Origin of the sequence: Coralliovum pocilloporae, from assembly GCF_030845175.1 — a bacterium.
In the GTDB taxonomy this organism is placed as follows: Bacteria; Pseudomonadota; Alphaproteobacteria; order Rhizobiales; family Cohaesibacteraceae; genus Coralliovum; species Coralliovum pocilloporae.
In genome coordinates this window covers 1,140,775-1,165,468 of sequence record NZ_CP132542.1, presented here as the reverse complement: position 1 = coordinate 1,165,468, position 24,694 = coordinate 1,140,775, and the positions used below count along the sequence as shown (strand labels likewise).

Genomic DNA, 24,694 nt, shown 5'->3' with positions numbered 1-24,694 from the left:
TGGCGACCCCGACACGATTCGAACGTGTGACCTACTGCTTAGGAGGCAGTTGCTCTATCCTGCTGAGCTACGGGGCCGACTGTGCGTCGCATAGCATAGAATATCAGCTGATGCAGCAGGAAGCGTTCAGATTTTTTTGTCATTGTCAGTTGTGTTAACACCTCTTCTGCTACTTCAATGCAATTCGGATTGATTGTCAGTCGGGGTGGTGTGTGTGTCTGCTGTGTTTTGTCGTTGTTGCTTTGTCCTGGTTATAGGACTTTTGACGGCAGGCTCGGTCAATGCTTCTGAGCGCTGCGGGCCATGGTTGGAACCGTTTGGGGACGGGATTGTGGAATCGGTTGATGGTGCCGGGCTGCTGACCCTGTCTGACGGGCGTGTGCTGAGCCTGGCTGATGTTGTGCCGCGCCCGGGCGTTAATGCGGATATGCGCCTTGAGGGGCTGCTGAAACCTGGGCAAGCTATCCGCTTTCGTACCTTTGGTAAGGATCGATATGGCCGCCTGATTGCCCATATTGCCCTGACGGGTCGCCAGGAACAGGACATATTCTTGCCGGACTCTTCTGACTGGTTACAGGCTCTTCTGGTGCGTATGGGAGCGTATCTTGTCATGCCTGATTCCGGTTCGGCCTGTGCTGAGGTTCTGGCGCGTTTGTCAGATAATAACCGGACAGGGCTTATGGTGATTACCACGCGAAATGCGCGCAAGGTCCTTAAAACCGAGCGTTTTGACAGTTTTATCGTGAAAGTGAATTCGGCCCACATCCGCAGCAACAGGGTATATATCAACTCGAGCCGGGACTGGTCGCGTGATTTCTCGGTGACGGTTGAACCGGGAGCCTATGCCGAATTTTTGAAACGGGCTGAGATTTCGCTTCTCGGAGAAGGTGACTATATTAAGGTTACGGGATGGGTTCGTCGCTGGAACGGTACGGTTATTCATGTTACCCACCCGGCACAACTTCGGTTTCTGGGTGAGGATCGCTGACGAATGAGCCTTGTACAGTTCGCATTCGTATCTGCGCGGCTTTGGCGTGGCCTCATGCTGTCCCTGCTGGCTGTTGCGCTTCTGTCTGGATGCCAGACGCTTAGCGGTGGCTTTGGACCGGTTACGCTGGGTGACAGGACGCAGAGCCGTGATGCCCGGATCGGGCGACAGGAACACCCCAAGATTGTTGCGGCCTATGGCGGAATTTATGAGAATGCCCAGGTAGAGCGCAGCCTTGGGGCCCTGATAGGCCGTCTGGTTGCTGCCTCTGATAATCCGGCCCAGAATTATCAGATCACCCTGCTGAATTCACCGGTCGTCAATGCCTTTGCCCTGCCGGGTGGTTATGTCTATGTGACGCGTGGCCTGCTTGCTCTTTCCAATGACCTCTCCGAGATCGGAGCCGTTATCGCGCATGAAATGGCACATGTGACAGAGCGACATGGTATCGCGCGGGAAGACAAGGTTCGAAACACGCTTCTGGCCAGTAAAATTCTCTCAACAGTCTCGATTGACAGCAAGACCCGCGAGCGCATTCTCAAGAATAGCAAAAACGAGATTGCCCGGTTCAGCCAGGCACAGGAACTGGCAGCCGACAAGGCCGGAATCAGAACCCTTGCGCGTGCCGGGCTTGACCCGTACGGAGCCTCGCGTTTCCTGATGTCGCTGGATCGGTATTCGTCCTTTCGGGCAGGGTCTGTTCGTTCGGATGATGGCGATGACTTTCTGATGACCCATCCGTCGACACCAAACCGGATTCGGGAGACCATCAATTTCGCCCGCTCATTTTCCGGACCTGAAGCAGCCCGCCGTAGTGATGATGACCGGTTCCTGAAGTCTCTCGATGGCGTTCTGTTCGGGGATGATTCCGAGGAAGGCTATGTGCGCGGCAGCACATTCTTTCATGCGGATCTGAGGATCCGTTTTGACCTGCCCGCAGGCAGCCGGATTGAGAACACGCCGCGTGCGGTTTTTGCGACCACAGAGCAGGGCACTGCCATCCGGTTTGACGGTGTGGATGTGCCGATCAGGCAGACATTGGCTGATTATATCCAGTCAGGCTGGATCAAGGGTCTGGACCGCTCCAGTATCAGAACCCGGAAGGTCGAGGGCCTGCCTGTTGCTACTGCAGATGCGCGTCGTGGCAAGTGGGCATTCCGGATCGCTCTGATCCGTATCGGGACTGCCACATACCGGTTCCTCTTTGCGACCAAGACACCGGATGCAGGCTTTTTCAACGCGGCGGACAGTGTTGTTCAGAGCTTCAGACGCCTGTCGCTGGAAGAGGCCGCCTCGCTGAAGCCTCTGCGTATCCGGGTGGTTGAGGTTCCGCGGAACGGGAATGTGCGACCGCTTGTCCGTCGCATGCGTGGTGTTGCTCAGCCCGCGCGTCTCTTCCGTATTCTGAACGGCATCAGCGCCAGTAACCCGGTTAAGCCCGGTCAACTGGTCAAGATTGTCTCCGAATAAGGAACTGGTTTGCCGTCCGGATATGAAAAAGCCCGGCAGAAAGCCGGGCTTTGTCTTAGAGCATTTTGCGATGAACGAGATTCATGCGCATGCTCTATGTTTTTGATGACGTGAGTTGTTTGTCGCCAAACCGGTTCCCACTTTGGCGCAACACGCTCTAAGTGAAAGCGAAGCAGTAACTATCCGCAAGCTCTTATCTGAAAAGTCTGTCAACTTTTCAGAAGCGCGCTCTAAGCAGCTGCTTCCTCTTCCTGATTCTCGTCGCTGGCCTTAGGTCTGCGGCTGGCGTTGGACTGAAGGTTTTTCTCCACAAGCTGAATGGCTTCAGTTTCGGAAACCTTGTTCACGGCTGCCAGTTCGCGTGCCATGCGATCAATCGCTGCTTCATAGAGCTGGCGTTCGCTGTAGGACTGCTCCGGCTGGCTGTCGGAACGGTACAGGTCGCGAACCACTTCAGAAATAGAAATCAGATCACCGGAATTGATCTTGGCTTCATATTCCTGAGCACGGCGGCTCCACATGGTGCGCTTGACACGCGCGCGCCCACGAACCGTTTCCAGTGCTTTCTTGACAACAGCTGCGTCTGACAGCTTCCGCATTCCGACGGACTCAATTTTCGCTGTCGGAACCCGCAGTGTCATCTTGTCCTTGTCGAAATAGATGACGAACAGCTCAAGCGCCATTCCAGCGATTTCCTGCTCTTCTATTTCCGTAATCTGACCCACGCCATGCGCGGGGTACACAATGTACTCGCCCGTTTTGAATCCCTGCCGCTGAGATGATTTCTTCGTAATTGCCATACGCTTTATAACTCCCGCGCATCTGGACGGACAGTCAGGTTGATGTCACCGCCCGCGTCCCTTTTGTTGGACGAGATAAACGCTCAGCAGAAATAAGGGACTTCCTGCCGTATTCCCGTCGTGTCTTTCAGCCGATGTCAGGATTTTGCGTCGAATGTCACGCCCGTGTAATACAGTCTCTGTACTCAGGCTGGCGGACATAAAAAAACTCCCGGAGGGAGTTCGACATTGACAGATATTGCCGACTGAACACGTATCCTATCATAAAATAACACTTTTCGGAACCCCAACGACGCATTGCTGCTATGCAATAACATCAGGATTCCGAAAAATCTTACATTTTCGTTAATGACGGTACCAAGGTGCCGATATGCGAAATCAGTCGCCTTCACCAGGCTTCTCGGAGAAGTATTTCTCCAGCTTGCCTGCCTCGCCGTCATGTTTCTCGGCTTCAGGCATCGGGTCGCGACGGGCCGTCAGGTTTGGCCACTTCTCCGCATATTCCGCGTTGATGGTCAGCCATTTGTCCAGGTCCGGTTCGGTATCCGGTTTGATGGCTTCCGCCGGGCATTCCGGCTCGCACACGCCGCAGTCAATGCACTCGTCCGGATGGATGACGAGCATGTTTTCACCTTCGTAGAAGCAGTCTACAGGGCAAACATCCACGCAGTCTGTATATTTGCAACGAATGCAATTATCGATGACGACGTATGTCATCCATGCCTCCTGTTGAACGGGGAGCCCGTTTCAATCATTCCGTATACAATGCACGGGCCATGCGAGTGAGCTGGTCGACCGGCATTCTGATAAACCCGGAAAGGCTCTAGCGGTTTTACAAAGTCGATGCAAGCGTTGATCACGTGTTCCCGGACTTGTGAAAGCGCCTGTGCGATTTTCAACCGCCCTTAAGCTGATCCAGTTTGCGTCGCTCACGTTTTGTCGGTCGGCCTGAGCCGGGCTCCCGTCGCGGGCCGCTCTCTGGCTTCGGTTCGCTCTTCGGCTCCGGGGGAGGTGACAGATCCTCATAGAGCGTCTGGGCTTCCACTGCCGGTCCGCGCCGTGTTCCAAGGTCGAGGATACGGTAGATCAGAATACGTCGCGGCAGTGTAATCGTCAGCACATCACCAGGCTTCACAGCCTGGCTTGGGGCGGAGGTTTTCTCCTTGTTGATCCGGACATGACCGGCAGCGGCCAGCTTTTGTGCCAGGGTGCGGCTTTTCACCACCCTGGCGTACCAGAGCCATTTATCGATACGCTGCCGGTCTGATGTCATCCGGTTAGCCGTGCTTGGACATTGTATCCTTGAGAGCCGCCAATGCCGCAAATGGAGAATTCGGATCCAGCGGCTTGTCGGCGCGGCCTTTATCCGAACGGGATCCACCCTGCTTCTTGTTTGAAGACTGCTGGGATGGCTTGCCCTGTTTGGCAGCACCTTTGCGATTCCGGTTGTTGTCCGCCCGCTGCTTGTTGCTGTGGCGTGGCTGCCGGTCCTGACGCTGAGGGCGCCAGATTTCGAGATATTTCGGCTCGTCCTCGACAGCTTCTGCGGCAGGCGCATCTTCATGAGTTGCGGCCTGAGCGCTATCTTCCTGCTTAGGGGCCTCTTCGGCGGCAGCTGTATCTGAGATCGTCTCAGCTGAGGTCTCGGCGGCTTCTTCTGATGGTTCAATCAGACGGCGCTCCACCCGGTAGCCGAGAGACTTGAGAATGGATGAGAAGTCTTCTCCGGCGCAGCCGAGAAGGGAGGTCATCGCTACAGTGACTGTAAAGCCGCGACCGGTCTCAAGGGCACCTTCCGGCATTTCGCTGTCTGTTCCCGGCCGCCATGCAAGGATCGGGCGGATGAGATCGGCCAGCCGTTCCAGAATATCGATGCGCACAGCCCGCTGGCCATAAACCTTGAAGCCGGATGTCAGATAAATCTGCTGTGAGATCTCCGGGTCTGCTTCAACAGAGGTTCGTCCGGCGATGGACAGTTGCGGCACTTCAACCACGCCCTTGGCATCCAGGCAGTCCTGGCTGAGAGCCCAGAAAATGGTCAGGAGATTTGCCGGTGCCGGCTTCAGCAATGCCGGGATGTAGATGTGATAGGCACCAAAGCGGACGCCATACTTGCGCAGGGATCCACGGGCATCCTGATCAAGCTGACGGATTTCCTCAGCCACTTTTGAGCGTTCAAGAATGCCAAGGCCTTCGACCAGCTGGAATGCAATGCCCCGGGCAATGCCTTCAAGACCTTCCGCATTCTTCAGGTCGATAAGGGGCTTCAGCAGAGTTTCCACATGATTGGCGAGCCAGAGATCAATGCGCTGCTGGACCTTTTCCTGAGATGGCCCGGACAAATGCTCATCCGCCAGCAGTACAAAGCGCGGGCTCAGAGCATCATCACCTGAGGACAGTTTGGCAATAACTTCGCCCTGCCAGCGGAGGGATCCGTCGCTGGACAGAATGAAAGACTGATTTGCTGCATCGGCCAGACGCACGGCACGTCTCTCGACTTCAGCGGACAACACCTTGTTGGCGGCTGCGCGGAGTGCCTTGGCTTCAGGGCCATCGGCTGTTGCGTCAGGGGTGAACCGGAATCCGGTAATGTGTCCGACGTGCTGGCCTTCCACAACAATTTCACCACCGGCCGTGATCTCGGCTTCAAGCATTACATTCTCTCTCAGGCGTTTCATCAATACGCTGGTTCGTCGATCAACAAAGCGCTGTGTCAGCTTTTCATGCAGCGCGTCTGATAATCTGTCTTCAATTGCCCGTGTTTCTTCTCGCCAATAGGCCGGATCGTCAAGCCAATCTTTTCGATTCGAGACAAATGTCCAAGTTCTTATGTGGGCGATCCTGTTCGCGAGGGTGTCGATATCACCATCCAGCCGGTCCGCATAGGCTGTCTGGCTGGCAAACCATCCAGATGGAATGCGACGACCATTTTCGAGAAACTCGAACAGGGTCGCAAGCAGCTCTGCGTGGCTGGCTGGCGCGATCTTCCGATAATCGGGGATCTGACACAAGTCCCAGAGAAGTGAAATCCGGTCCCTTTCCGTCGCTTTTTCAGCAATTTCCGGTAACCGAAGGGCATATTCGAGGGCTCTGATGTCGTCAGCAGGTGGCGCCTTGGTCAGTCCGGTTCTGTCGGGTGGTGTCTCAAGGCTCAGTCTGAGAGCATCAATTGAGCTGAAATCGAGCCGGTTGTTTCTCCATTGCAGCACCTTCAACGGCTCGAATTCGTGTGTTTCGAGCCGCTCAACCAGGCCGTCGTCAAACGGAGCCGTTCTGCCGGTGACGCCAAAGGAGCCGTCGCGTGTATGGCGTCCGGCGCGCCCTGCTATCTGTCCAAGTTCCGCTGCCGAAAGCGGCCGGTACTGAAATCCGTCAAACTTGTAATCAGAGGCAAAAGCGACGTGATGGACATCTAGATTAAGGCCCATGCCGATGGCATCGGTCGCAACAAGGAAATCAACATCGCCGGACTGGAACAGCTCCACCTGGGCGTTGCGGGTGCGGGGGCTGAGAGAGCCCATCACAACCGCTGCACCGCCTCTCTGACGTCTGACGAGTTCTGCAATGGCATAAACATCATTGGCAGAGAAGGCGACGATAGCAGACCGTCGCGGCAGGCGGCTGATCTTCTTTGAGGCTGCATAGGAGAGGACAGACATGCGGGGACGGGTGATGATTTCCGCATTAGGAAGCAGATGTTGGATCAGCGGCCGCATAGTGTCTGAGCCGAGCAGGAGGGTTTCGTACTGCCCTCTCACCGTCAGCATGCGATCGGTGAAGATGTGTCCACGTTCGAAATCACCGGCCAGCTGAATTTCATCAATGGCAACAAAATCTGTGATGATATCCTTGGGCATGGCCTCCACGGTGGAGATCCAGTAGCGGGGAGACTTCGGGATAATCCGTTCCTCACCCGTTATCAGAGCGACAGCGGCAAGCCCGACCCTGTCTGTGACCCGCGCGTATACTTCCCGTGCCAGAAGGCGCAGTGGCAAGCCGATCATCCCGGTCCGGTTAGCCAGCATGCGTTCAATGGCAAAATGGGTTTTTCCCGTATTGGTCGGTCCCAGAACAGCCTTGACGGGTGCTGTTTGATTAATGGTGATGTGAGGGGGAGAAGTCATTGCTGGATATCTTGACGAATTTGACCACGTGCTCCTAGCACGGATCAGGCGCGTTTGTCCTTTGCTTTCTGCCTCTTCTGGCCGTGTTTTGGTGCTCTTTTTTGAGTATTTGGTACAAAAAAAGAACGAATCTAGTCCGAATCGATAACTTTTGAAGTTTCGAGTTTTGTTCACGGCTATATCTGGATGTGTCGGAGCCTGTTGCGACGATATGTTGTTTTCCGGTTGATTTTTCTTTTATAGACACTCTTCGCGTGCGTTGCGCCTTCCCGCGTATAAAATGTAAAATAAGTGCTAATAATATAATTAAATCAGCAATCTAGGAGTTTACCAAGCGTTCAGAGCAGGAACAGAGCATGTCCGAATCACTGACATTGCCTCGTTCTTTTTTTGTTCTCTCTGCATCTGGTGTCTCTGGAGAAAAATAATCAACATATTGAGAGGCGCTAGTAGTTAGCCAGGCTCTATGAGTATGGGGGTTTTCAACTGAGTAACGAAGGTGTTCTATTCCGGGACACTTTCTGGAAGAGAACTGCCTTCGATATCCTGTGCTTTCGAGAATATAGGCAAGATTAATCGAGCTCAGCCGCAAAAATGACTGACGGAGTGGATCAGATGCTTTCACGCGATATGGGATTGGCAGAAAGTGTCTTTCTGCCAATTTCAGGAAGGTATTCAACCCCAGACGGTGTATTGTGACCTACTGTCACGATCAAGGAGTTGGTTTGACCAGCCAGATTGCGGCGGCGTACTCTTCGATCTTATGCGGTGAGCTGGGACATCTCCGTCAATCAACGGGATGAAGATCGGATGTTCAAGTGCTCAGACCTGTAAAGGCGGCCTTGGGCCGCCCCTAGGCTGAATCGACATTCATCTCATCCATAGTATTGCAGCTGCGATTTGGACGAAACTGAGGAAGTATATGGCCCTTCGGTCGAAGCGTGTTGCGATACGTCGGAAGTGCTTGAGCTTGTTGAAGCATCGCTCCACCGTATTACGGACTTTATAAGCTTCGAAGTCGTAGGGGATGCGATGTTTTCGTGTCGGGTTAGACGGGATCACCGGCTCAGCCCGCATTGCGCGGATCAAAGCACGGATCGCATTGGAATCATAGGCTTTGTCCGCCAGCACACGCTTCGGTGTCAGGCCGTCCAGAAGATCAGGTGCAATCGGTGCATCTCCACGCTGGCCTGGCGTCAGGATGATACGCAGAGGACGGCCAAGAGCATCCGTCGCGAGGTGGATCTTTGTCGTCAGACCACCTCGGGAATGCCCCAAAGCCTGGTCCCCCCTTTTGAGCCCTTGCCTGTCGCCGCCTGTTGATGCGCGCGCACAAGGCTGCTGTCGAGCGAGACGTAGCTGTTATCAGGGTCCTTGATCAGATGCTCGAACACCCGTTCCCACACGCCCGCCTCGGCCCAGCGAGTGAAGCGTTTATGCACTGTCTTCCATTTGCCGTAGCGTTCAGGAAGATCATGCCAGTGCGCCCCGGATCGTAGAACCCACAAAACACCGTTTACGAACAGCTGGTTATCTCTGCCGCTACGTCCTGGATCTCCAGGCTTGCCCGGCAAAACCCCTTCAATCTTACGCCATTGCGAAACCGTCAATTCATAGCGCTTGGGCATCAAAGCATCTCCAGTTCATCGAATCTGGAAACCTATGAATCACATCTGTACCCAACTTGGGAAGACTGAATGTCGATTGAACCTAGTCATTTAAGGCGGTCTGCAACGTGTCAGCCCCGACGCGATAGCTTGTCGGGGAAACCGCCAGTTCGCCATATTTGGTGGCGATAACCACCTTATAGCCGCCGAGCATTGCGGTATCACCCAGTGGTGCGAGCCAGACTTCTATACCTGTATTCGCCTTCAGCCGTTCCACATGCTGCTTGTTTGATCGATGTCCTGCGATCGGCTCGAAGCGGACCTGACAGACCAGAGCCTTGCCCTTGTATGAGCTGTCATCCCCGGTATCCACTTCAGCGCTGCGCTTATAGGAAAGGCGGATGTTGTACCGCAAGCGCCCATCGAAAATGGGGAGCAGGCGTTCGCATTCCCGGGGTTCCAGGCGGCTTGCAGTCTTTGCCGGAAACAGCAGCGCGCTCAGCGGATCCACGACATTGTGTCGGTGAGCCGGTTTGACCGGAACACGGTCCTTCATCTTCTTGAGTGGCGGCTGGACAGCAAGTTTTGCAACATTGCCCTTGGTCAGAGCCATCTGGACAATATTCTGCTTTGAATCTTTGCTGTTGAGCGCATAGGCGGCCGGGACAGGCAGATCCCGATCAAAAAGGCCATTTGAAATAATGCGGGCGCGACCCTTTGAAACAATCCGGGACAGGCCTGTGGTTTTGCCCTGCGCGTCGATGCGATAGGTCGTGTCACTATAGTCTGCAGTCATCTGCGCCTTACCGATCTGGAAACCGGCAATTGTGATCTGGAACTTGGCCGAGAGGACGTTTTTCTTCTCGCTTTCCGCGGAGGCAGAGCCAATTCCGGCAAGCAACAGGCCAGTTGACACCAGTAGCCATGAAACAGGCTTTACGACTGACTGCGAACTCATAGACGCAACTCCCACAGTGCTTTTCTTATTCAAAAGGCAATTCGGTCAATTGATGAAAACTCAGACAGAAAAACATCGTTAACCATAAAATCCGGTTAATGGCGGGTAACATTATTCGCCGATATGGGTAAAAAAATGCTATGGAGGGGAGAAGGCACAGATAGTTTGGCTTGCGGGCCGTTTCTGCGCTTGACGTCTTGGTTTGCACTCTCTATAGGAAAGCGACTTTCCGCCTTTATTGGTGTAGGACAAGGTCGAAACATGGGTTTCGGCAGCTAGAGAGGATTTTGCTATGGCTAGACGCTGTGAACTGACGGGCAAGGCCGTCCAGTCCGGTAATAATGTCAGCCACGCGAACAACAAGACGCGTCGGCGGTTTTTGCCGAATCTCTGCAATGTTACGCTTCTGAGCGATGCGCTGGGATCAAGCATCAAGCTGCGCGTCAGTGCTCACGCTCTTCGTAGCGTTGAACATCGCGGTGGTTTGGACAAGTTCCTGATGAAAGCAAGAGACGGTGAGCTCTCTTCCCGTGCCCTGACGGTCAAGCGTCAGGTCAAGAAGAAGCTTACAGAAGCTCAGGCTTAAGTTTTCGACATATCGAAAGCACAGTTTGGATCGGCGGGTTTTCCCGCCGATTTTTTTTGTGCCTGTTTCATTCCCGGATAATTTACGGATCAGTTGCCGGGCGTTTTTCAGGGGTAGGGATGCCGCTGTGAAGCTGGGCTGTATCCAGTGCGAACTGAAGCAGGATAGTGCGCTGGAGCAGGTTGAAATTATCGTCTGAAATCAGCGTCAGGACGATTTGCCCGTCTCGTCCTGTATGAACTGACAAGCCTTCCATATTATCGATCTGGTCGGAAAGATCCGCTTCGATTAGGGACTGCCCGGACCCGAAGAAGCCGGGCTTTATTCTGTGCGGCGGAAAGTGCCGTATATGCATGCGAACGCCATCGCTGTAGGAAAATGACCGCTCCAGAATCAACAGTCCGCCAGTGTCGAGGAATGCCGCATCGGTGATGTCAAAGGCAACCTTCCGCGGAATGGAGATCCTGTGCCACCTGCCATTGTCGCGGAGCCAGCCCGTATGGTGACCGGCCTGGTCAAGCTGCCGCTCGAACAGGGCCACAACCTTCTCCTGGCGACCTTCAAAAACTGCAAGTGCTTCAAGTCCCTTATTGCCACGGACTGAGGATATGGCTTTCGGCAAAGCTATCTGCGTCGGACGGCCTTCGATTGCTCCACCCTTGAGGCTATATGACCATATCCGGCTGCGGCCCTCATAACTCACCAGGGCCCGGTCCTTTCCGATCACCTCCAGGGCTTCTGCATCGGATTGCCATTTTCTGCGTGGTGGGCGTCCTGAGCGATCGAGCAGTACACCAGACCGCTTGAGTGTTGCGCTGACCGGTTTGAAATCCTGATGGCTCAGTTCCATTTCGAACCAGCGACCGGTATCGCTCACTGTCAGGAAAGTCGTGCCATTGTCCAGGGTTCGGATGCCTGATAGACCGCCAAAGGATTTTGTCCGGGACGACAGCTCCAGACCACCCAGAAAGGTTAGTGGACCGAATACAGACTGGCTTCGCCCAATTCTGAATCGGTCAATGGTCGAGGTTTTGATGGGGAAAGCGCCATCCGCATGGGCAGACGGTACACTGACTGAGGCTGCGAGCATTGCTGTCAGGCCAAAAGCCGCCTGTTTTAGGACCGTTACCCATTGACTGAGATGTGGCCCCGGCATCCGGCTACCCCGCCCGCCGAACCGCACGTTTGCGTTTGCCGCGCGCGCCTTCCTCATCGAACAGGGAGGCGAGCTGTTCAGTCATGGCGCCTGCCAGTTCTTCTGCGTCGACGATGGTGACCGCGCGACGGTAGTATCGGGTCACATCATGACCGATGCCGATGGCGAGAAGCTCGACCGGAGACCGGGTTTCGATCTCCTCGATCACGTAACGGAGGTGCTTTTCCAGATAGGAACCCGGGTTCACCGATAGGGTTGAGTCATCCACCGGAGCCCCGTCGGAAATCATCATCAGGATCTTGCGTTGTTCCGGACGCCCCAGAAGTCGCTTATGAGCCCAATCCAGAGCTTCACCGTCGATATTCTCTTTCAGAAGGCCTTCCCGCATCATCAGGCCGAGATTGCGGCGGGACCGTCGCCACGGTGCGTCAGCTGACTTGTAGATGATGTGTCTGAGGTCATTCAGACGCCCGGCATTAGCCGGTTTGTTGGCCTGCAGCCAGGCTTCACGAGACTGGCCGCCTTTCCAGGCGCGTGTAGTGAAGCCGAGAATCTCCACCTTGACGCCACAGCGTTCGAGCGTCCGGCCCAGAATATCCGCACAGGTGGCCGCAACGGTGATCGGGCGACCGCGCATGGAGCCTGAATTGTCCAAGAGAAGCGTGACGACCGTATCCTTGAACTCGATGTCATTCTCAAGCTTGAAAGACAGAGGCTGCATTGGATCGGTGACCACGCGGGTGAGGCGGGCGGTGTCCAGCAGGCCTTCATCCAGATCAAACTGCCATGAACGGTTCTGCTGGGCCATCAGGCGCCGCTGCAGGCGATTAGCCAGGCGGGAGACAACGCCCTGCAGGCTCTGCAGTTGCTTGTCGAGATAATTTCTGAGGCGTTCAAGCTCTGCCGGATCGCACAACTCTTCGGCCTTGATCATCTCATCAAAGCGGGACGTGAAGATCCGGTAATCCACCGGAGGCTCGTTGCTGTCGGGGAAATTCGGAAGCCAGGTTTCACCCGGTTCCTGTGCCTGCTGGTCGTTGTCATCATCCATGACAACATCAGTCTGGGTTTCCTCGGCTTCGCCATCGCCGGACTGGGATTCGTCACTCTGTTCGCTGGTTTCCGGGTCGCTCTGCCCGTCACCATCATCCTGCTGCTGCTCGTCCTGGGTCTGGTTGTCGTCGCCGGTATTCTCGTCGCTGTCCTCTTCGGACTCTTCGTCTTCTTCCGGTTCGTCCCCGAGTTCATCCCCCATCTCGAGCGCTGTTATGAGATCGCGGATCGCATGGGCAAACTCGCCCTGATCATCCAGTGCGTCTTTAAGGGAGGCGAAATTGTCGCCGGCGCGTTCACTGATCCACTGACCCCAGATGTCGAGGATCTTCTTGGCTCCAGGGGGTGGCGCAATGCCTGCAATATGCTCACGGACCATCAGGGCGACGGCATCGGCCATCGGAGCATCCGACTTGTCCCGCACTTCCTGATATTGCGGCTTTGAATATTTGTGGTCCAGCATCGCCGAGATATTGCCCGCGATGCCCTGCATGGCTTCGCAGCCAATCGCCTCGACGCGGGCCTGTTCCACTGCATTGAACAGCGCCTGCGCGTTTCTGCCTTCAGGCAGATACCGTTTGTGAATGGCCTGGTCGTGGCATGCGAGTTTCAGGGCAACAGCATCGCCATAACCACGGGTGGCCGCGATATCCTGTCCCTCTGGTGTCCGGGGTGGTTCCGGTAGGCGAATGCGATTGCCGGACACGATCGGCCTGTCGGTGCCATAGGCCACCTCGATTGTCGGGTCCCCGGCAATCGTCCGCAGCGTGTTGGCAACCGCGCGCTTGAACGGATCAGTATCCGGTGCGCGGTTCCGTGTGTCCTTGTCGCCCGCCGACATGATCAGCTCATCGCGATATTGGCAGATGATTCAGGCAGCTCCTGCCCGAAGCAGCGCTGATAGAATTCAGCCACGAGCGCGCGCTCCAGCTCATCACACTTGTTGAGGAAGGTGACCCGGAAGGCAAAACCTATATCGCCGAAGATTTCTGCATTCTCTGCCCATGTGAGCACAGTTCTCGGGCTCATCACGGTAGACAGATCGCCATTCATGAACGCGCTGCGGGTCATGTCGGCGACGCGAACCATCTTGGAAACCGTATCCTTGCCATTGTCGTTCTGGAAAGACTTGATCTTTGACAGAACGATATCGACCTCATTGTCATGGGGCAGATAGTTCAGGGTGGTGACAATTGACCAGCGGTCCATCTGGCCCTGGTTGATCTGCTGAGTGCCATGATAGAGGCCGGATGTATCGCCAAGGCCAATGGTGTTGGTTGTCGCGAACAGGCGGAAGGCCGGATGAGGCCGGATAACCCTGTTCTGATCGAGCAGTGTCAGTTTGCCGGAAACTTCCAGAACACGCTGAATGACGAACATCACATCCGGACGGCCAGCATCATATTCGTCGAACACCAAGGCGACGTTGTTCTGCAGGGCCCAGGGCAGAATGCCATCCCGGAACTCGGTGATCTGGGCACCATCTCTCAGGACGATCGCATCCTTGCCGATGAGATCGATACGGCTGATATGGCTGTCGAGATTGATCCGGACACAGGGCCAGTTCAGCCGTGCCGCAACCTGCTCGATATGGGTGGATTTCCCGGTCCCGTGATAGCCGGTCACCATCACACGGCGATTACGGGCGAAACCAGCCAGAATGGCCAGGGTTGTCTGGCGGTCAAACAGATAATCCGGGTCCAGATCCGGCACGTGCTCGGATGCTTCCGAATAGGCGGGAACGACCAGATCGCTGTCGATGCCGAATATGTCCCGGACAGACACCGTTGTATCAGGCAGGCCGGTTGCCTGCTCAATTGCATCGCTCATGAAACCTCCATTGGGGCCAGCCTGTTATGATAGGCTGGAAATCGAACCTGTTATACGATGGTTTAGCAGAAACCGGCTTTTTTTAAATAGTTATATGCCTGGATAATTTCTCTCAATCGATCTTCTGAACTCCGGTCGCCGCCATTGGCATCCGGATGGTGCTGCTTGACCAGTAATTTGTACTTCGCCTTGATCTCCTTTTCCCCGGCTGAATGGGGGATATCAAGGGTGGTGAAAGCCTTCTCTTCCATACGCTTCAGCTTGCGCTGACGGGGTTCAGGCTTGGTTTCCTTGTGGCTCTCGCGAAACAGGTTGAACGGATCATTGACCTTACCCTGCCAGCCAGCCTGCCTAAAGCGGTGATGGGCGCTTGTGCGCTGGGCAGATGAATTGGCTGACATGGACCAGGTAGGGCGTTGTCCGGTCGCGTTGTTCTTCTGGTAGCTGTGGATGTCATCATCCGACAGGCCATTGAAATAATTATAAGATTTGTTGTATTCCCGCACATGATCAATGCAGAAATGGAAGAATTCACCTTCCTTGTCACGTCCTTTGGGCGCGCGATGAGATCCGGTCCGGGTACACCCTTCCCATTCGCAGGGCTGGCCCTCCGGCTCCTTCTTTTCCTCGGCCTTCGGCTTGACCCGAATGCTGTCGAAATATCGTGAATTCAGTTTCATTGCCTCTCAACAACGTGCTGGATTTGGTCCATAACCCAAGTCAATGATACATCCATCTGCAAACAAACAAATAGAGGACCATCGAAGCCGATGAGCGTCAAGGACAGCATTATCAAAAAACTGACAGACGCTTTTGCGCCGGTCGAACTGGACGTGATCGACGAATCTGACCGTCATAAAGGACATGGCGGATGGCGTGAAGGTGGTGAGACTCATTTTCGTGTGAGAATCGTATCGGAAAAATTCCGCGGCGAGACACGTATTGCCTGTCATCGTCAGGTTAATGCGGTTCTTGAGGCGGAACTCAATGACAGGGTTCATGCCCTGGCCATTCAGACATCAGCGCCCTGATGGTGCTCCTGTTTTCGGTTCAGGCCTGAACAAGCGGCAGGATGCGCAGCTGAATGATTCGGTTGCGATCCTTCCGGACCACGAGAAAACGGAAACCGTGAAAGTTGAAGGCCTGGCCTTCATCCGGGATCATGCGGGCATCGTGGATAACCAGTCCGGCAATGGTGGTGGCTTCCTCATCCGGCAGGTCCCAGTCCATGGCGCGGTTGAGATCGCGAATCGGAACCGAACCATCCACATTGATCGAACCATCGGTGAGGATCTGGACACCCTTCACATCGACGTCGTGCTCGTCTGCGATCTCGCCGACAATCTCTTCCAGAATATCCTCGAGCGTGACGAGACCCTGCACCTCGCCATATTCATCAACGACCAGCGCGAAATGTGACTTCCGCTTCAGAAAGGCATTGAGCTGGCTTTGCAGGGGCGTTGTGTCCGGCACAAACCACGGCTCTGTTGTGATTGTCTTCAGATCGAGGCTGTCAGCATCTCCTTCATGGGCGTCCAGAGCCCGAAGAAGATCTTTTGCATGCAGGATGCCGACAATATTGTCCTGATTGTCCTGCCAGAGTGGCAGGCGGGTAAAGGGGCTGGCGATAACCTCGCGAACCAGTTCCTCATTCCCGTCATCAAGATTGAGTGCCATCATCTTGGTGCGATGGACCATCACGTCGGATACTTCCAGTTCGTGCAGGTCCAGCAGACCGCCGAGACGATCCCTGTCAGCTTTGACCAGGCTGCCTTCCTTGTGGTGAAGATCAACAGCACCGCGCAGCTCTTCATGCGGGGTCAGGCCGGACCGACTGGTATCAATGCCGAACAGTTTCAGCAGCAGGTTCACAAGCAGGGTGACGCCTGCCGTAATCGGTGCAAACACGGCAACGACGACGCGGACAAAGGGGGCTACAGCGCGGGCAAACTCATCCGGTGCACTAATGGCCCAGGTCTTGGGCAGAACTTCCGCAAAAATCAGAACCAGTGCGGTCATGACCAGAGTGGCATAAACCACACCCGCTTCACCAAAGAGCTGGATAAACAGGCTTGTGGCCAGGGCCGAGGCCAGAATGTTGACCAGATTATTGCCGAGAAGCAGCGCGCCAATCAGGCGTTCCCGCACCTGAATCAGCCGGGAGACGATAGAGGCTTTCTGATCACCACTTTTTTCAAGCTGATGCATCCGGGCGCGGGACGCGGCGGTCAGCGCTGTCTCAGATCCGGAAAAGAAGCCGGACAGGGCCAAAAGCACCAGAATTGCGAGAATGGTCAGCCAGAGCATCGTGGTCATGCACTCAATTTATCTTCGAGAAAGTCTTTTACAAGATCAGGCGCCACATCTTTCTCCACAAAGGACTGCCCAATGCCACGGGTCAGGATGAAGGTGAGGGAGCCACGTGAGACCTTCTTGTCCTGGGCGATAAAGTTCATCAGGGTCTCAGCGGGAGGCAATTGTCCCGGGATCTGTTGCAGAGTAGTCGGAAGGCCGACCGCATCAAGGTGATGGCGGGCGCGCGCTGCATCCTCTGGTGAGCAGAGACCTTGCCGGGCCGAAAATTCATGGGCGAGAACCATGCCGATGGCAACGCCTTCACCATGGACCAGCCTGACCGGGTCATAGGCTGCCATGCCTTCAAGTGCGTGGCCGAATGTATGGCCCAGATTAAGCAGGGCACGTTGACCGGATTCCCGTTCATCAGCGGCAACCACAGCTGCCTTGGCCCGACAGGATGTCGCCACTGCATGAACCCGTTCCTGGCCGCCCTTGAAGACAGCCTGCCAGTTGTTTTCAAGCCAGCTGAAGAAAGCCTCGTCATTGATCAGGCCGTATTTGGCCACTTCCGCATATCCGGCACGGAATTCCCGTTCGGACAGGGTATCGAGGATTGCCGTATCCGCAATGACAAGGCCTGGCTGATGAAACAGCCCGATGAGATTCTTGCCATGCCGTGTGTTGATACCGGTCTTGCCGCCAACGGATGAATCGACCTGAGCCAGCAGGCTTGTGGGAACCTGGATAAACCGCATGCCGCGCCGGACGATACCGGCTGCAAATCCGGCCAGGTCACCAATGACGCCGCCACCAAGAGCAATGATCAGATCACCGCGCTCAAGCTTTGAATCGAGAATGGCATCACAGGCAGCCATCATCCCGTCATAGCGTTTTGTCGGCTCCCCCGGCTCCATGATGATTGCTGTGTGACCGATGCCAGCGTCAGTTAGGGCCTGCTCCACAGTTCCGAGATGCAGGTCTGCAACATTCCTGTCTGTGATAATGGCCGTCCGTACATCGCCAAACAGATCCCGGATGCGGGTACCAATGCTCTTGAGGCTGGTCGGGCCGACAATGATGTCATAGGAACGGTCTCCGAGTTCCACTCGAACGGTTTCAAGGTGCATCCCGGTTTCTTCGGTCATTCTTTGGGTCCAGATTGGTTATTGTTCGGAGTGCCTGTCAGCGACGTTTTGCGACCCGAGATGGTCGGCCAGTGCCTTGACCAGATCAGCAACGATGGCTTCATGCGGGGCGTTCCTGGATTCAACAGTCAGATGCGCTTCCGAATATGTCGGATATCGTGCGTCAATGAGCGCGCGCAATGTGCCTTCAGGATCGGCTGTCTGCAGCAGTGGTCTGTTGGACCGCCGTCTGACCCGTTCCATCAGGATGTCGAAATCGGCGCGGAGCCAGACGGAGAGAGAACCGGCCTGAATAGCTGCGCGGGTCTCATCATTCATGAAAGCGCCACCGCCGGTCGCCAATACCTGCTGCCCACCTTCAAGCAGGCGGGCAATGACCCGTTTCTCTCCGTCCCGGAAGTGATCTTCGCCATACTGTTCGAAGATCTCTGGAATTGTCTGGTTGGCGGCCTTTTCGATTTCGGCATCTGCATCAACGAACGGAATGTCCAGGAGAGCGGCCAATCGTCGTCCGATGGTGGTTTTGCCCGCACCCATCATACCGATCAGAACGATAGGGCGATGGCCCAGCAGATCCAGAAGATCATCAGGAACAGGGATGGATTTCAAAGATTCAAACTCGGTCACCAGCGGCTCCGGCGGGTCGGAAAAGAGACATATACAGGCTTTGAGCCGATAGAGCTATGAACTGTCAAGGAGAGACTTGCAAGAGGCAGCCGCAACTGATTGACTAAGCGGCAGAGGCGAAACCAATAGAAATCGGAAAACAATGCCTTCCCTGATTAGATTTCTTGTCATTTGCGGCGTTCTGGGTGGTCTTGGTTATGGGGCTATGTTCTGGCTTGCGAACTTTGTCGAGCCAAATCCGCGGGAGATGACCATCCGCATTCCGGCAAAGAAGCTTCCGAAGTAGGGGGGCTTTTGTGGCTGGTTCGGATCATCATCTGGAATCCTTCCTGGAATTTTTGAGCGCGGAGCGTGGTGCGGCGGACAACACGCTGCAGTCCTATAGCCGTGACCTCGAAGATTATTACGGCTTTCTGGCCGGGCGCCGCTCCTCCGTTCTTCGGTGCGACAAGGCTGATGTCAGCGCCTATCTGGGGGATCTGGACAGTCGGGGTTATGCTGCGAGCTCAACAGCAAGGAAGCTGTCGTCTGTGCGCCAGTTCCACAAATTTCTCTACGCGGAAGGGCTCAGGCTGGATGATCCCACAGTGAATGCGTCTGGTCCGAAACAGGGGCGTTCCCTGCCCAAGACCCTCAGCCATGCAGAAGTGGACCGGTTGCTTGAAGCAGCCCGGTTTGCAGCACTGACCGATGATCCGGCACCCGTCAGGCGTTTGCGGGCCATGCGCCTTTATACATTGCTTGAAGTTCTCTATGCGACGGGCTTGCGTGTTTCCGAACTGGTCAGTCTGCCGGTTGCAGCGACCCGTCAGAAGGACAGATTCCTGATGGTGCGCGGCAAAGGCGGGCGTGAACGGCTGGTCCCGCTCAACAGCCGCGCCAAGGATGCCATGTCAGACTATGTCAGCCTGAGAGAAGCCAATGAATCCTACACGGACAGCCCGTGGCTGTTTCCAAGCTTTGGAGAAAGTGGCCATTTCACGCGACAGGCCTTTGCCCGAGACCTGAAAACTCTTGCAGTCCAGATTGGTCTGGCGCGGGACAAGGTCTCTCCGCATGTGCTGCGGCATGCTTTTGCCAGTCATTTGCTCGAAAATGGTGCGGATCTGAGATCTGTTCAGCAGATGCTGGGTCATGCGGACATTTCAACCACGCAGATTTATACGCATATTCTTGAAGAGCGTCTGCGGCGGCTGGTTGAAGATCATCACCCGCTGGCATAAGAGGTCCTGTCTGGCCTTCCGGAAATTTACGATGCCTGTAAGCTTGTCTTGACATAGGCGGTCATTGCGGCCAGTGTGCGCCGCAATGAAGCGGGGGGCTGCGGTCAGTGAGTTTGCCTTGTTTGGGCCATACTCGCTTGCCAGACAGGCGCAAATTCCTCCCAGTGTGACACGTCGGGCGCGATACTTTCATGCGGACATTTCTTGAGTTTGAAAAACCGGTTGCTGATCTTGAAGGCAAGGTACAGGAGCTGAGGGCGCTGGCGACCGAGGGTGACTCGGTCAAGATTGAAGAAGATATTCAGCGACTGGAAGCCAAGGCTGAGCAGGCGCTGCAGGATATCTATTCCAAGCTGACACCATGGCAGAAGACGCAGGTTGCCCGTCATCCGGCGCGCCCGCACTGCATGGACTATGTCAAATCGCTGATTACGGATTTCACGCCGCTGGCCGGTGACCGGAAGTTTTCCGATGATGAGGCTGTTGTTGCCGGGTTCGGGCGGTTCCGCGGACAGTCCGTGGCCATCCTTGGTCAGGAAAAGGGTTCTGATACAGAAGCCCGGCTGCGGCACAATTTCGGCATGGCCCGCCCTGAAGGCTACCGCAAGGCTGTCCGTATCATGGAGCTGGCCAACAGGTTCGGTGTTCCTGTGTTGTCGCTGGTTGATACGGCCGGAGCCTATCCGGGGATTGGTGCTGAGGAGCGCGGTCAGGCTGAAGCCATTGCCCGTTCAACGGATGCCTGTCTGTCTCTCAAAGTGCCCAATGTCACCCTGGTGATTGGTGAAGGCGGATCCGGTGGTGCGATTGCGATCGCTACAGCCAACCATGTGCTGATGCTGGAGCATTCCATCTACAGCGTGATCTCACCGGAAGGTGCAGCTTCAATCCTGTGGCGGGATTCAACCCGGGCACAGGACGCGGCGACCAATATGAAGATCACGGCGCAGGATCTTCAGCAGCTTGGTGTCATTGACGGTATCGTTCCTGAACCGATGGGTGGTGCGCATCGTGACGCGGGCGCTGTACTGCAGAGCGCAGGCGATGCGATTGCCGATGGGTTCCAGCGCTTTGAGGGCCTCTCTGGTGACGAGATCCGGGCTCACCGTCGTCGGAAGTTCCTCGAAATCGGGCGCTCGCTCGGATAAACGACTGGCCTTCTTTTCGTACCAATCCGTTCATAAGGTGCGCGGCAGCTGATTGACAAATGTGTTATCGGCAGGGTTTTCCTTGCCGTAACGAGATGTCAACAGGTACCATGTAGTCTCAACAATTACGGTGTGTTTTGGCCGTGGTTGCACGAGTATGGGGTAACGGATGCGCCTTCGACAGATTCTGAAGACCGGCTTCGTAGTGGTTGGGCTTTCCGCTCTTGCGGCCTGTAACACGGACGAGTTGCTTGATGCCAAGCATCTTGAGCCTATTCCCTATGCAACCCTTGCCGACATGAAATCCCGAGGCATGGCCCCGGAAGATCCTATTCTGCTGCGCATTTTCAAGGAAGAAAGCCAGCTTGAGGTCTGGAAAGAAAAGGATGACGGCACATATGGTCTGATGAAGACCTATGACATCTGCAAATGGTCCGGCAAGGTCGGGCCGAAATTCAAGGAAGGTGATCGTCAGGCTCCGGAAGGGTTTTACACCGTCACCCCGGCCCAGATGAATCCCAACTCAAGCTATTACCTGTCCTTCAATATGGGCTTCCCCAACAAGTTTGACCGGTCACACGGGCGGACAGGAAGTCATCTGATGGTTCATGGTGCCTGTTCATCGCGTGGGTGCTATGCCATGACGGATGAGCAGATAGGTGAGATCTATGCGCTGGCGCGTGAAGCTTTCAAGGGCGGGCAAAAAGGCTTTCAGATCCAGGCCTATCCGTTCCGCATGACTCCGGAAAACCTGGCGCGCTACGCGGATAATGAGCATCTTGATTTCTGGCGGATGCTTAAGCGCGGGCATGATCATTTCGAGCTGACGAAGCAGGTTCCGAAAGTGGATGTCTGCGATCGCCGTTATATCTTCAATGCGGAAGCTGACGGCGGCAATAATTTCTCGGCCAGCGGCAAATGCCCGGCCTATTCTGTGCCGGAACGGCTGGCTTTTGCCGTGGAGCAGAAAACCGCTGCGGATGATCGCGCGTTTGAACTGGCGGTTCAGTCCATCGCTGACGCGGCAGAGCGTGACAAGCGCTGGAAAGAGCGGGAAAAGAAACTGGCGGCGCTGCTGGGTGCCAAAGGACCTGATGCCGTTGATGTGCCCGGGTCGGCAGACGCTGACACCAGTACGGCCGTCAAGTCATCTGAACCGCCCAAGCCTGCGCCCAATCCAAAGCGCAAAGCGGATGGTGAGGCAGGCGGCCTGTTGCCCAGCTTCTCCTGGTTTACGGATTAGGGTCCGAGCAGGTCTATCAGTGGTGCGATGAGCGGGTCGTCCGCTGGCGGCATAGGGTAGTCACGCAGGACACCCGGGCGAACCCATTTGATGGCCTGCCCTTCTAGAGGCTGTGGAACACCGTTCCATTTCCGGCAGACATAGAGTGGCATCAGCAGATGAAAGTCGTCATAGGTATGGCTGGCAAAGCTGAGCGGCGCCAGACATGATTCATGGGTGCTGACCCCCAATTCCTCTTCCAGCTCGCGAATCAGTGTCTCTTCCGGTGTTTCTCCGGCTTCAACTTTACCGCCTGGAAATTCCCATAGTCCGGCCAGAGATTTACCTTCCGGACGCTGAGCGATCAGGATCCGTCCATCTGTATCGATCAGCGCGCAGGCTGATACCAGAACCATTTTCTTCATGTGATTTCTACGCTTCGTCTTTGACGGAATCCGCCGGTTGCCAATAGGCATAATCATATTGATAGCGAAAGCCAAACGCCTTGTAGATGGCATAGGCCGGATGATTGTCTTCAACGACCTGGAGCCACGCCTTACTGCTCCCGGCGGCTTTGGCTTCCACCAGGGAGGCGGCAATGATCTGCTTGCCGACCCCTTTGCCTCTCGCTGATGGATGGACCGCAATCTCGAACAGTCCGGCCCATTCATTATCAAGGATTATGGCGGCTGTCCCAATGCAGGACCCGTCTTCCAGAATCCGGATAAACCGAACCGGATGGTGCACACGTTGAAGAATGCGTTCGAGAGCAGGCCGTGCACTTTCGGTGAGGCCGGAACAATTCACATAGCTGGACAGCCAAGGGTCTGTCAGATGAGAGCTGACCTCAAACTCACACGTGTTCCTCTCTGGATGAACAGGCTGCTCGAGGGTCGTTGTGAGCACATGGGTCACATCAAGGCATCGCCATCCCGTCCGGTTCAGGAATGAGATGATTTCAGGTGATGTCAGCGGGGTCGACCGATAGAAAGCCGGAATGGTCTTCCGCTGGAAAATAGCGCGCGCATTGGCGAATCGGTCTTCGATATTCGCATCATCTTCGGGATTGAGCGCGTAGAAGGAGTTGATGCGGCGTGATGGATGGCCGGGGGTCAGGCGGATGACCCAATCCCCGTCCTTGAGTACGGTTTCTGATGGCCAGGCCGAGAGATTGGCGTCTTCCAATCTCCTGACCAATGCCAGATCATGGGTCATCAGCTCCGATAATCTCCGTTGATGGCCACATATTCCTTGGTCAGATCACAGGTCCAGACCGTATCCCTGCCGCGTCCCAGTCCCAGGTCAACCCGGATGACGATTTCCGCGTTCTGCATATAGGCCGAGGCGGCATCCTCGGAATAATCCGGATCCCGTTCCCCACCAACGGCTACCCGGATATCGCCAAACCAGATGGCCAACTTGTCCCGGTCCGCAGATTCCCCGGCCTTGCCGACGGCCATCACCACCCGACCCCAGTTGGCGTCTTCTCCTGCAACAGCGGTTTTGACCAGAGGCGAATCAGCAATTGACTTGCCGATCTTGCGGGCTGACGCTTTGGATGTTGCGCCTGTGACCTGGACCTCGACGAATTTCCGCAGGCCTTCGCCGTCCTTGACCACAGAATGGGACAGCTCCCGGAGAAGATCATTCAGGGCTTTCTTGAAACCGGAGAGCTTGCGATCTCCGGCTTCCTCAATGCGTGGTGCACCCCTGTCGGCTGCTTTGCCGGTGGCGAACAGCATGACCGTGTCGCTGGTGGAGGTGTCGCTGTCGACGGTGATGGCGTTGAAGGTGTCCTTGACTCCTTTCGACAGCATGGCCTGGAGGGCTTTTGCCGAAACAGGTGCATCGGTGAAGATGAAGGACAGCATGGTCGCCATATCCGGTGCGATCATCCCGGCACCTTTGGCAATGCCGGTGATGGTCACCGGCACGCCGCCTATCCCGACGGTGCGACTGGCGGCTTTCGGAAACGTGTCCGTGGTCATGATGGCCCGTGCCGCGTCCAGCAGCCGATTATCTGAAGCAGCTTGGGTCATGCCTTTGAGAACCTGCCCAAAGGGTGCGGGATCCATGGGCTCGCCGATGACGCCGGTTGAAGCCAGGAAAACCTCTTCAGGCGCGCATCCGACGGCTTCTGCCGCAAAATCGGCTGTGGCCTTGACGGTGTTTCGGCCTTTCATGCCGGTAAAGGCATTGGCATTGCCGGAATTGACCACCAGAGCACGGGCCTTGCCACCAGCGAGATGCGCCCGGCACCATTCAACCGGTGCTGACGGGCAGCGGGATGTTGTGAAAACGCCGGCCACCTCCGTACCCGGATCAAACAGGGTGAGCAGGACATCCGTCCGGCCCTGATATTTGATTCCGGCAGCCTCAGTTGCAAAGCGGACGCCCTCAACACTCGGAAAATCCGGATAGTCTGCGGGCGCAAATGGTGAAACTGCGTCCATGATAAC

Annotated in this window: 22 protein-coding genes, 1 tRNA gene and 1 pseudogene; 7 read left to right on the top strand and 17 right to left on the bottom strand. The window is 55.6% G+C overall.

Features of this window, described 5'->3' with window-relative positions:
- A tRNA-Arg gene (locus RA157_RS05410) sits at positions 1 to 77 on the bottom strand.
- Positions 78 to 331: 254 nt separating this feature from the next.
- Here RA157_RS05410 and RA157_RS05405 point away from each other — a divergent pair.
- Positions 332 to 988: a hypothetical protein gene (locus tag RA157_RS05405; protein ID WP_350335448.1), complete on the top strand. Its 657-nt coding sequence runs from the start codon at positions 332 to 334 to the stop codon at positions 986 to 988.
- Between the two features lie 3 nt (positions 989 to 991).
- Complete coding sequence (locus RA157_RS05400; protein WP_350335447.1) at positions 992 to 2,458, top strand: M48 family metalloprotease; 1,467 nt, start codon at positions 992 to 994, stop codon at positions 2,456 to 2,458.
- A gap of 230 nt (positions 2,459 to 2,688) precedes the next feature.
- Here the strand turns inward: RA157_RS05400 and RA157_RS05395 are convergent, their stop codons facing one another.
- The 6 genes and pseudogenes from RA157_RS05395 to RA157_RS05370 all read right to left on the bottom strand — a co-directional run bounded on the left by RA157_RS05395 (position 2,689) and on the right by RA157_RS05370 (position 9,947).
- Entirely contained in the window at positions 2,689 to 3,258 is a 570-nt protein-coding gene (locus tag RA157_RS05395; RefSeq protein WP_350335446.1) for a CarD family transcriptional regulator, read from the bottom strand.
- Positions 3,259 to 3,636: 378 nt separating this feature from the next.
- A complete protein-coding gene (gene fdxA / locus RA157_RS05390) occupies positions 3,637 to 3,975 on the bottom strand; it encodes a ferredoxin FdxA (RefSeq protein ID WP_350335445.1) in 339 nt (112 codons plus the stop codon).
- Between the two features lie 178 nt (positions 3,976 to 4,153).
- Complete coding sequence (locus tag RA157_RS05385; RefSeq protein ID WP_350335444.1) at positions 4,154 to 4,531, bottom strand: RNA-binding S4 domain-containing protein; 378 nt, start codon at positions 4,529 to 4,531, stop codon at positions 4,154 to 4,156.
- A gap of 4 nt (positions 4,532 to 4,535) precedes the next feature.
- Positions 4,536 to 7,382, bottom strand: a complete 2,847-nt coding sequence (locus tag RA157_RS05380) for a helicase-related protein (RefSeq protein WP_350335443.1) — start codon at positions 7,380 to 7,382, stop codon at positions 4,536 to 4,538.
- An 870-nt stretch (positions 7,383 to 8,252) separates the two neighbouring features.
- Positions 8,253 to 9,010 (bottom strand): annotated as a pseudogene (locus tag RA157_RS05375) (IS5 family transposase).
- Positions 9,011 to 9,092: 82 nt separating this feature from the next.
- Positions 9,093 to 9,947, bottom strand: coding sequence for a DUF3108 domain-containing protein (locus tag RA157_RS05370; RefSeq protein ID WP_350335442.1), 855 nt, complete (start codon positions 9,945 to 9,947; stop codon positions 9,093 to 9,095).
- Between the two features lie 292 nt (positions 9,948 to 10,239).
- On the opposite strand from RA157_RS05370, the gene rpmB reads away from it, so the two are divergent.
- Positions 10,240 to 10,533: a 50S ribosomal protein L28 gene (gene rpmB / locus RA157_RS05365; protein ID WP_350335441.1), complete on the top strand. Its 294-nt coding sequence runs from the start codon at positions 10,240 to 10,242 to the stop codon at positions 10,531 to 10,533.
- A gap of 82 nt (positions 10,534 to 10,615) precedes the next feature.
- Here rpmB and RA157_RS05360 read toward each other — a convergent pair whose 3' ends face one another.
- The 4 genes from RA157_RS05360 to RA157_RS05345 form a co-directional block, all read right to left on the bottom strand.
- The gene (locus RA157_RS05360; RefSeq protein WP_350335440.1) at positions 10,616 to 11,689 is read right to left on the bottom strand and encodes an esterase-like activity of phytase family protein; all 1,074 of its coding nucleotides are present in this window, start codon (positions 11,687 to 11,689) and stop codon (positions 10,616 to 10,618) included.
- Positions 11,690 to 11,693: 4 nt separating this feature from the next.
- Positions 11,694 to 13,583 (bottom strand): cobaltochelatase subunit CobT, encoded by a 1,890-nt coding sequence (gene cobT / locus RA157_RS05355; RefSeq protein WP_350335439.1) that lies wholly within the window; start codon positions 13,581 to 13,583, stop codon positions 11,694 to 11,696.
- Between the two features lie 2 nt (positions 13,584 to 13,585).
- On the bottom strand, positions 13,586 to 14,572 hold the full coding sequence (gene cobS, locus RA157_RS05350) for a cobaltochelatase subunit CobS (protein WP_350335438.1): 987 nt from the start codon (positions 14,570 to 14,572) through the stop codon (positions 13,586 to 13,588).
- A gap of 62 nt (positions 14,573 to 14,634) precedes the next feature.
- Positions 14,635 to 15,252: a J domain-containing protein gene (locus RA157_RS05345; RefSeq protein WP_350335437.1), complete on the bottom strand. Its 618-nt coding sequence runs from the start codon at positions 15,250 to 15,252 to the stop codon at positions 14,635 to 14,637.
- A gap of 90 nt (positions 15,253 to 15,342) precedes the next feature.
- Here RA157_RS05345 and RA157_RS05340 point away from each other — a divergent pair, with 90 nt between their 5' ends.
- Entirely contained in the window at positions 15,343 to 15,603 is a 261-nt protein-coding gene (locus RA157_RS05340; RefSeq protein WP_350335436.1) for a BolA family protein, read from the top strand.
- A gap of 19 nt (positions 15,604 to 15,622) precedes the next feature.
- On the opposite strand, the gene RA157_RS05335 is transcribed toward RA157_RS05340, so the two are convergent.
- From RA157_RS05335 to RA157_RS05325, 3 genes are read right to left on the bottom strand one after another with little or no spacing between them, the layout of a single operon-like run.
- Positions 15,623 to 16,888 (bottom strand): HlyC/CorC family transporter, encoded by a 1,266-nt coding sequence (locus RA157_RS05335; protein WP_350335435.1) that lies wholly within the window; start codon positions 16,886 to 16,888, stop codon positions 15,623 to 15,625.
- Positions 16,885 to 18,015 carry a 3-dehydroquinate synthase gene (gene aroB, locus RA157_RS05330; RefSeq protein ID WP_350335434.1) on the bottom strand — a complete coding sequence of 377 codons (1,131 nt, stop codon included), beginning with the start codon at positions 18,013 to 18,015 and terminating at the stop codon, positions 16,885 to 16,887. The genes RA157_RS05335 and aroB overlap by 4 nt, the downstream gene beginning before the upstream one ends.
- A gap of 18 nt (positions 18,016 to 18,033) precedes the next feature.
- The gene (locus tag RA157_RS05325; protein WP_350335433.1) at positions 18,034 to 18,642 is read right to left on the bottom strand and encodes a shikimate kinase; all 609 of its coding nucleotides are present in this window, start codon (positions 18,640 to 18,642) and stop codon (positions 18,034 to 18,036) included.
- 296 nt (positions 18,643 to 18,938) lie between these two features.
- On the opposite strand from RA157_RS05325, the gene xerD reads away from it, so the two are divergent.
- The 3 genes from xerD (at position 18,939) to RA157_RS05305 (ending at position 22,256) form a co-directional block, all read left to right on the top strand.
- The gene (gene xerD, locus RA157_RS05315) at positions 18,939 to 19,865 is read left to right on the top strand and encodes a site-specific tyrosine recombinase XerD (RefSeq protein ID WP_350335431.1); all 927 of its coding nucleotides are present in this window, start codon (positions 18,939 to 18,941) and stop codon (positions 19,863 to 19,865) included.
- Between the two features lie 191 nt (positions 19,866 to 20,056).
- Positions 20,057 to 21,013: an acetyl-CoA carboxylase carboxyltransferase subunit alpha gene (locus RA157_RS05310; protein ID WP_350335430.1), complete on the top strand. Its 957-nt coding sequence runs from the start codon at positions 20,057 to 20,059 to the stop codon at positions 21,011 to 21,013.
- A gap of 169 nt (positions 21,014 to 21,182) precedes the next feature.
- On the top strand, positions 21,183 to 22,256 hold the full coding sequence (locus RA157_RS05305) for a L,D-transpeptidase family protein (RefSeq protein WP_350335429.1): 1,074 nt from the start codon (positions 21,183 to 21,185) through the stop codon (positions 22,254 to 22,256).
- Here RA157_RS05305 and mutT read toward each other — a convergent pair.
- From mutT to argJ, 3 genes are read right to left on the bottom strand one after another with little or no spacing between them, the layout of a single operon-like run.
- On the bottom strand, positions 22,253 to 22,660 hold the full coding sequence (mutT, locus tag RA157_RS05300; RefSeq protein WP_350335428.1) for an 8-oxo-dGTP diphosphatase MutT: 408 nt from the start codon (positions 22,658 to 22,660) through the stop codon (positions 22,253 to 22,255). The genes RA157_RS05305 and mutT overlap by 4 nt on opposite strands.
- Positions 22,661 to 22,667: 7 nt before the next feature.
- On the bottom strand, positions 22,668 to 23,450 hold the full coding sequence (locus tag RA157_RS05295) for a GNAT family N-acetyltransferase (RefSeq protein ID WP_350335427.1): 783 nt from the start codon (positions 23,448 to 23,450) through the stop codon (positions 22,668 to 22,670).
- The gene (gene argJ, locus RA157_RS05290; RefSeq protein ID WP_350336157.1) at positions 23,450 to 24,691 is read right to left on the bottom strand and encodes a bifunctional glutamate N-acetyltransferase/amino-acid acetyltransferase ArgJ; all 1,242 of its coding nucleotides are present in this window, start codon (positions 24,689 to 24,691) and stop codon (positions 23,450 to 23,452) included. Before argJ ends, RA157_RS05295 begins: the two co-directional genes overlap by 1 nt.
- Positions 24,692 to 24,694: the final 3 nt, after the last annotated feature.

Bases quoted from the DNA above. Each gene is read 5' to 3' on its own strand.
- cobS (WP_350335438.1), bottom strand. From the start codon at position 14,572: ATGAGCGATGCAATTGAGCAGGCAACCGGCCTGCCTGATACAACGGTG.
- RA157_RS05345 (WP_350335437.1), bottom strand. From the start codon at position 15,252: ATGAAACTGAATTCACGATATTTCGACAGCATTCGGGTCAAGCCGAAG.
- aroB (WP_350335434.1), bottom strand. From the start codon at position 18,015: ATGACCGAAGAAACCGGGATGCACCTTGAAACCGTTCGAGTGGAACTC.
- mutT (WP_350335428.1), bottom strand. From the start codon at position 22,660: ATGAAGAAAATGGTTCTGGTATCAGCCTGCGCGCTGATCGATACAGAT.
- RA157_RS05385 (WP_350335444.1), bottom strand. From the start codon at position 4,531: ATGACATCAGACCGGCAGCGTATCGATAAATGGCTCTGGTACGCCAGG.
- fdxA (WP_350335445.1), bottom strand. From the start codon at position 3,975: ATGACATACGTCGTCATCGATAATTGCATTCGTTGCAAATATACAGAC.
- RA157_RS05340 (WP_350335436.1), top strand. From the start codon at position 15,343: ATGAGCGTCAAGGACAGCATTATCAAAAAACTGACAGACGCTTTTGCG.
- RA157_RS05305 (WP_350335429.1), top strand. From the start codon at position 21,183: ATGCGCCTTCGACAGATTCTGAAGACCGGCTTCGTAGTGGTTGGGCTT.
- rpmB (WP_350335441.1), top strand. From the start codon at position 10,240: ATGGCTAGACGCTGTGAACTGACGGGCAAGGCCGTCCAGTCCGGTAAT.
- RA157_RS05400 (WP_350335447.1), top strand. From the start codon at position 992: ATGAGCCTTGTACAGTTCGCATTCGTATCTGCGCGGCTTTGGCGTGGC.
- RA157_RS05335 (WP_350335435.1), bottom strand. From the start codon at position 16,888: ATGACCACGATGCTCTGGCTGACCATTCTCGCAATTCTGGTGCTTTTG.
- RA157_RS05295 (WP_350335427.1), bottom strand. From the start codon at position 23,450: ATGACCCATGATCTGGCATTGGTCAGGAGATTGGAAGACGCCAATCTC.
- cobT (WP_350335439.1), bottom strand. From the start codon at position 13,583: ATGTCGGCGGGCGACAAGGACACACGGAACCGCGCACCGGATACTGAT.
- RA157_RS05370 (WP_350335442.1), bottom strand. From the start codon at position 9,947: ATGAGTTCGCAGTCAGTCGTAAAGCCTGTTTCATGGCTACTGGTGTCA.
- RA157_RS05360 (WP_350335440.1), bottom strand. From the start codon at position 11,689: ATGCCGGGGCCACATCTCAGTCAATGGGTAACGGTCCTAAAACAGGCG.
- RA157_RS05380 (WP_350335443.1), bottom strand. From the start codon at position 7,382: ATGACTTCTCCCCCTCACATCACCATTAATCAAACAGCACCCGTCAAG.
- RA157_RS05310 (WP_350335430.1), top strand. From the start codon at position 20,057: ATGCGGACATTTCTTGAGTTTGAAAAACCGGTTGCTGATCTTGAAGGC.
- RA157_RS05395 (WP_350335446.1), bottom strand. From the start codon at position 3,258: ATGGCAATTACGAAGAAATCATCTCAGCGGCAGGGATTCAAAACGGGC.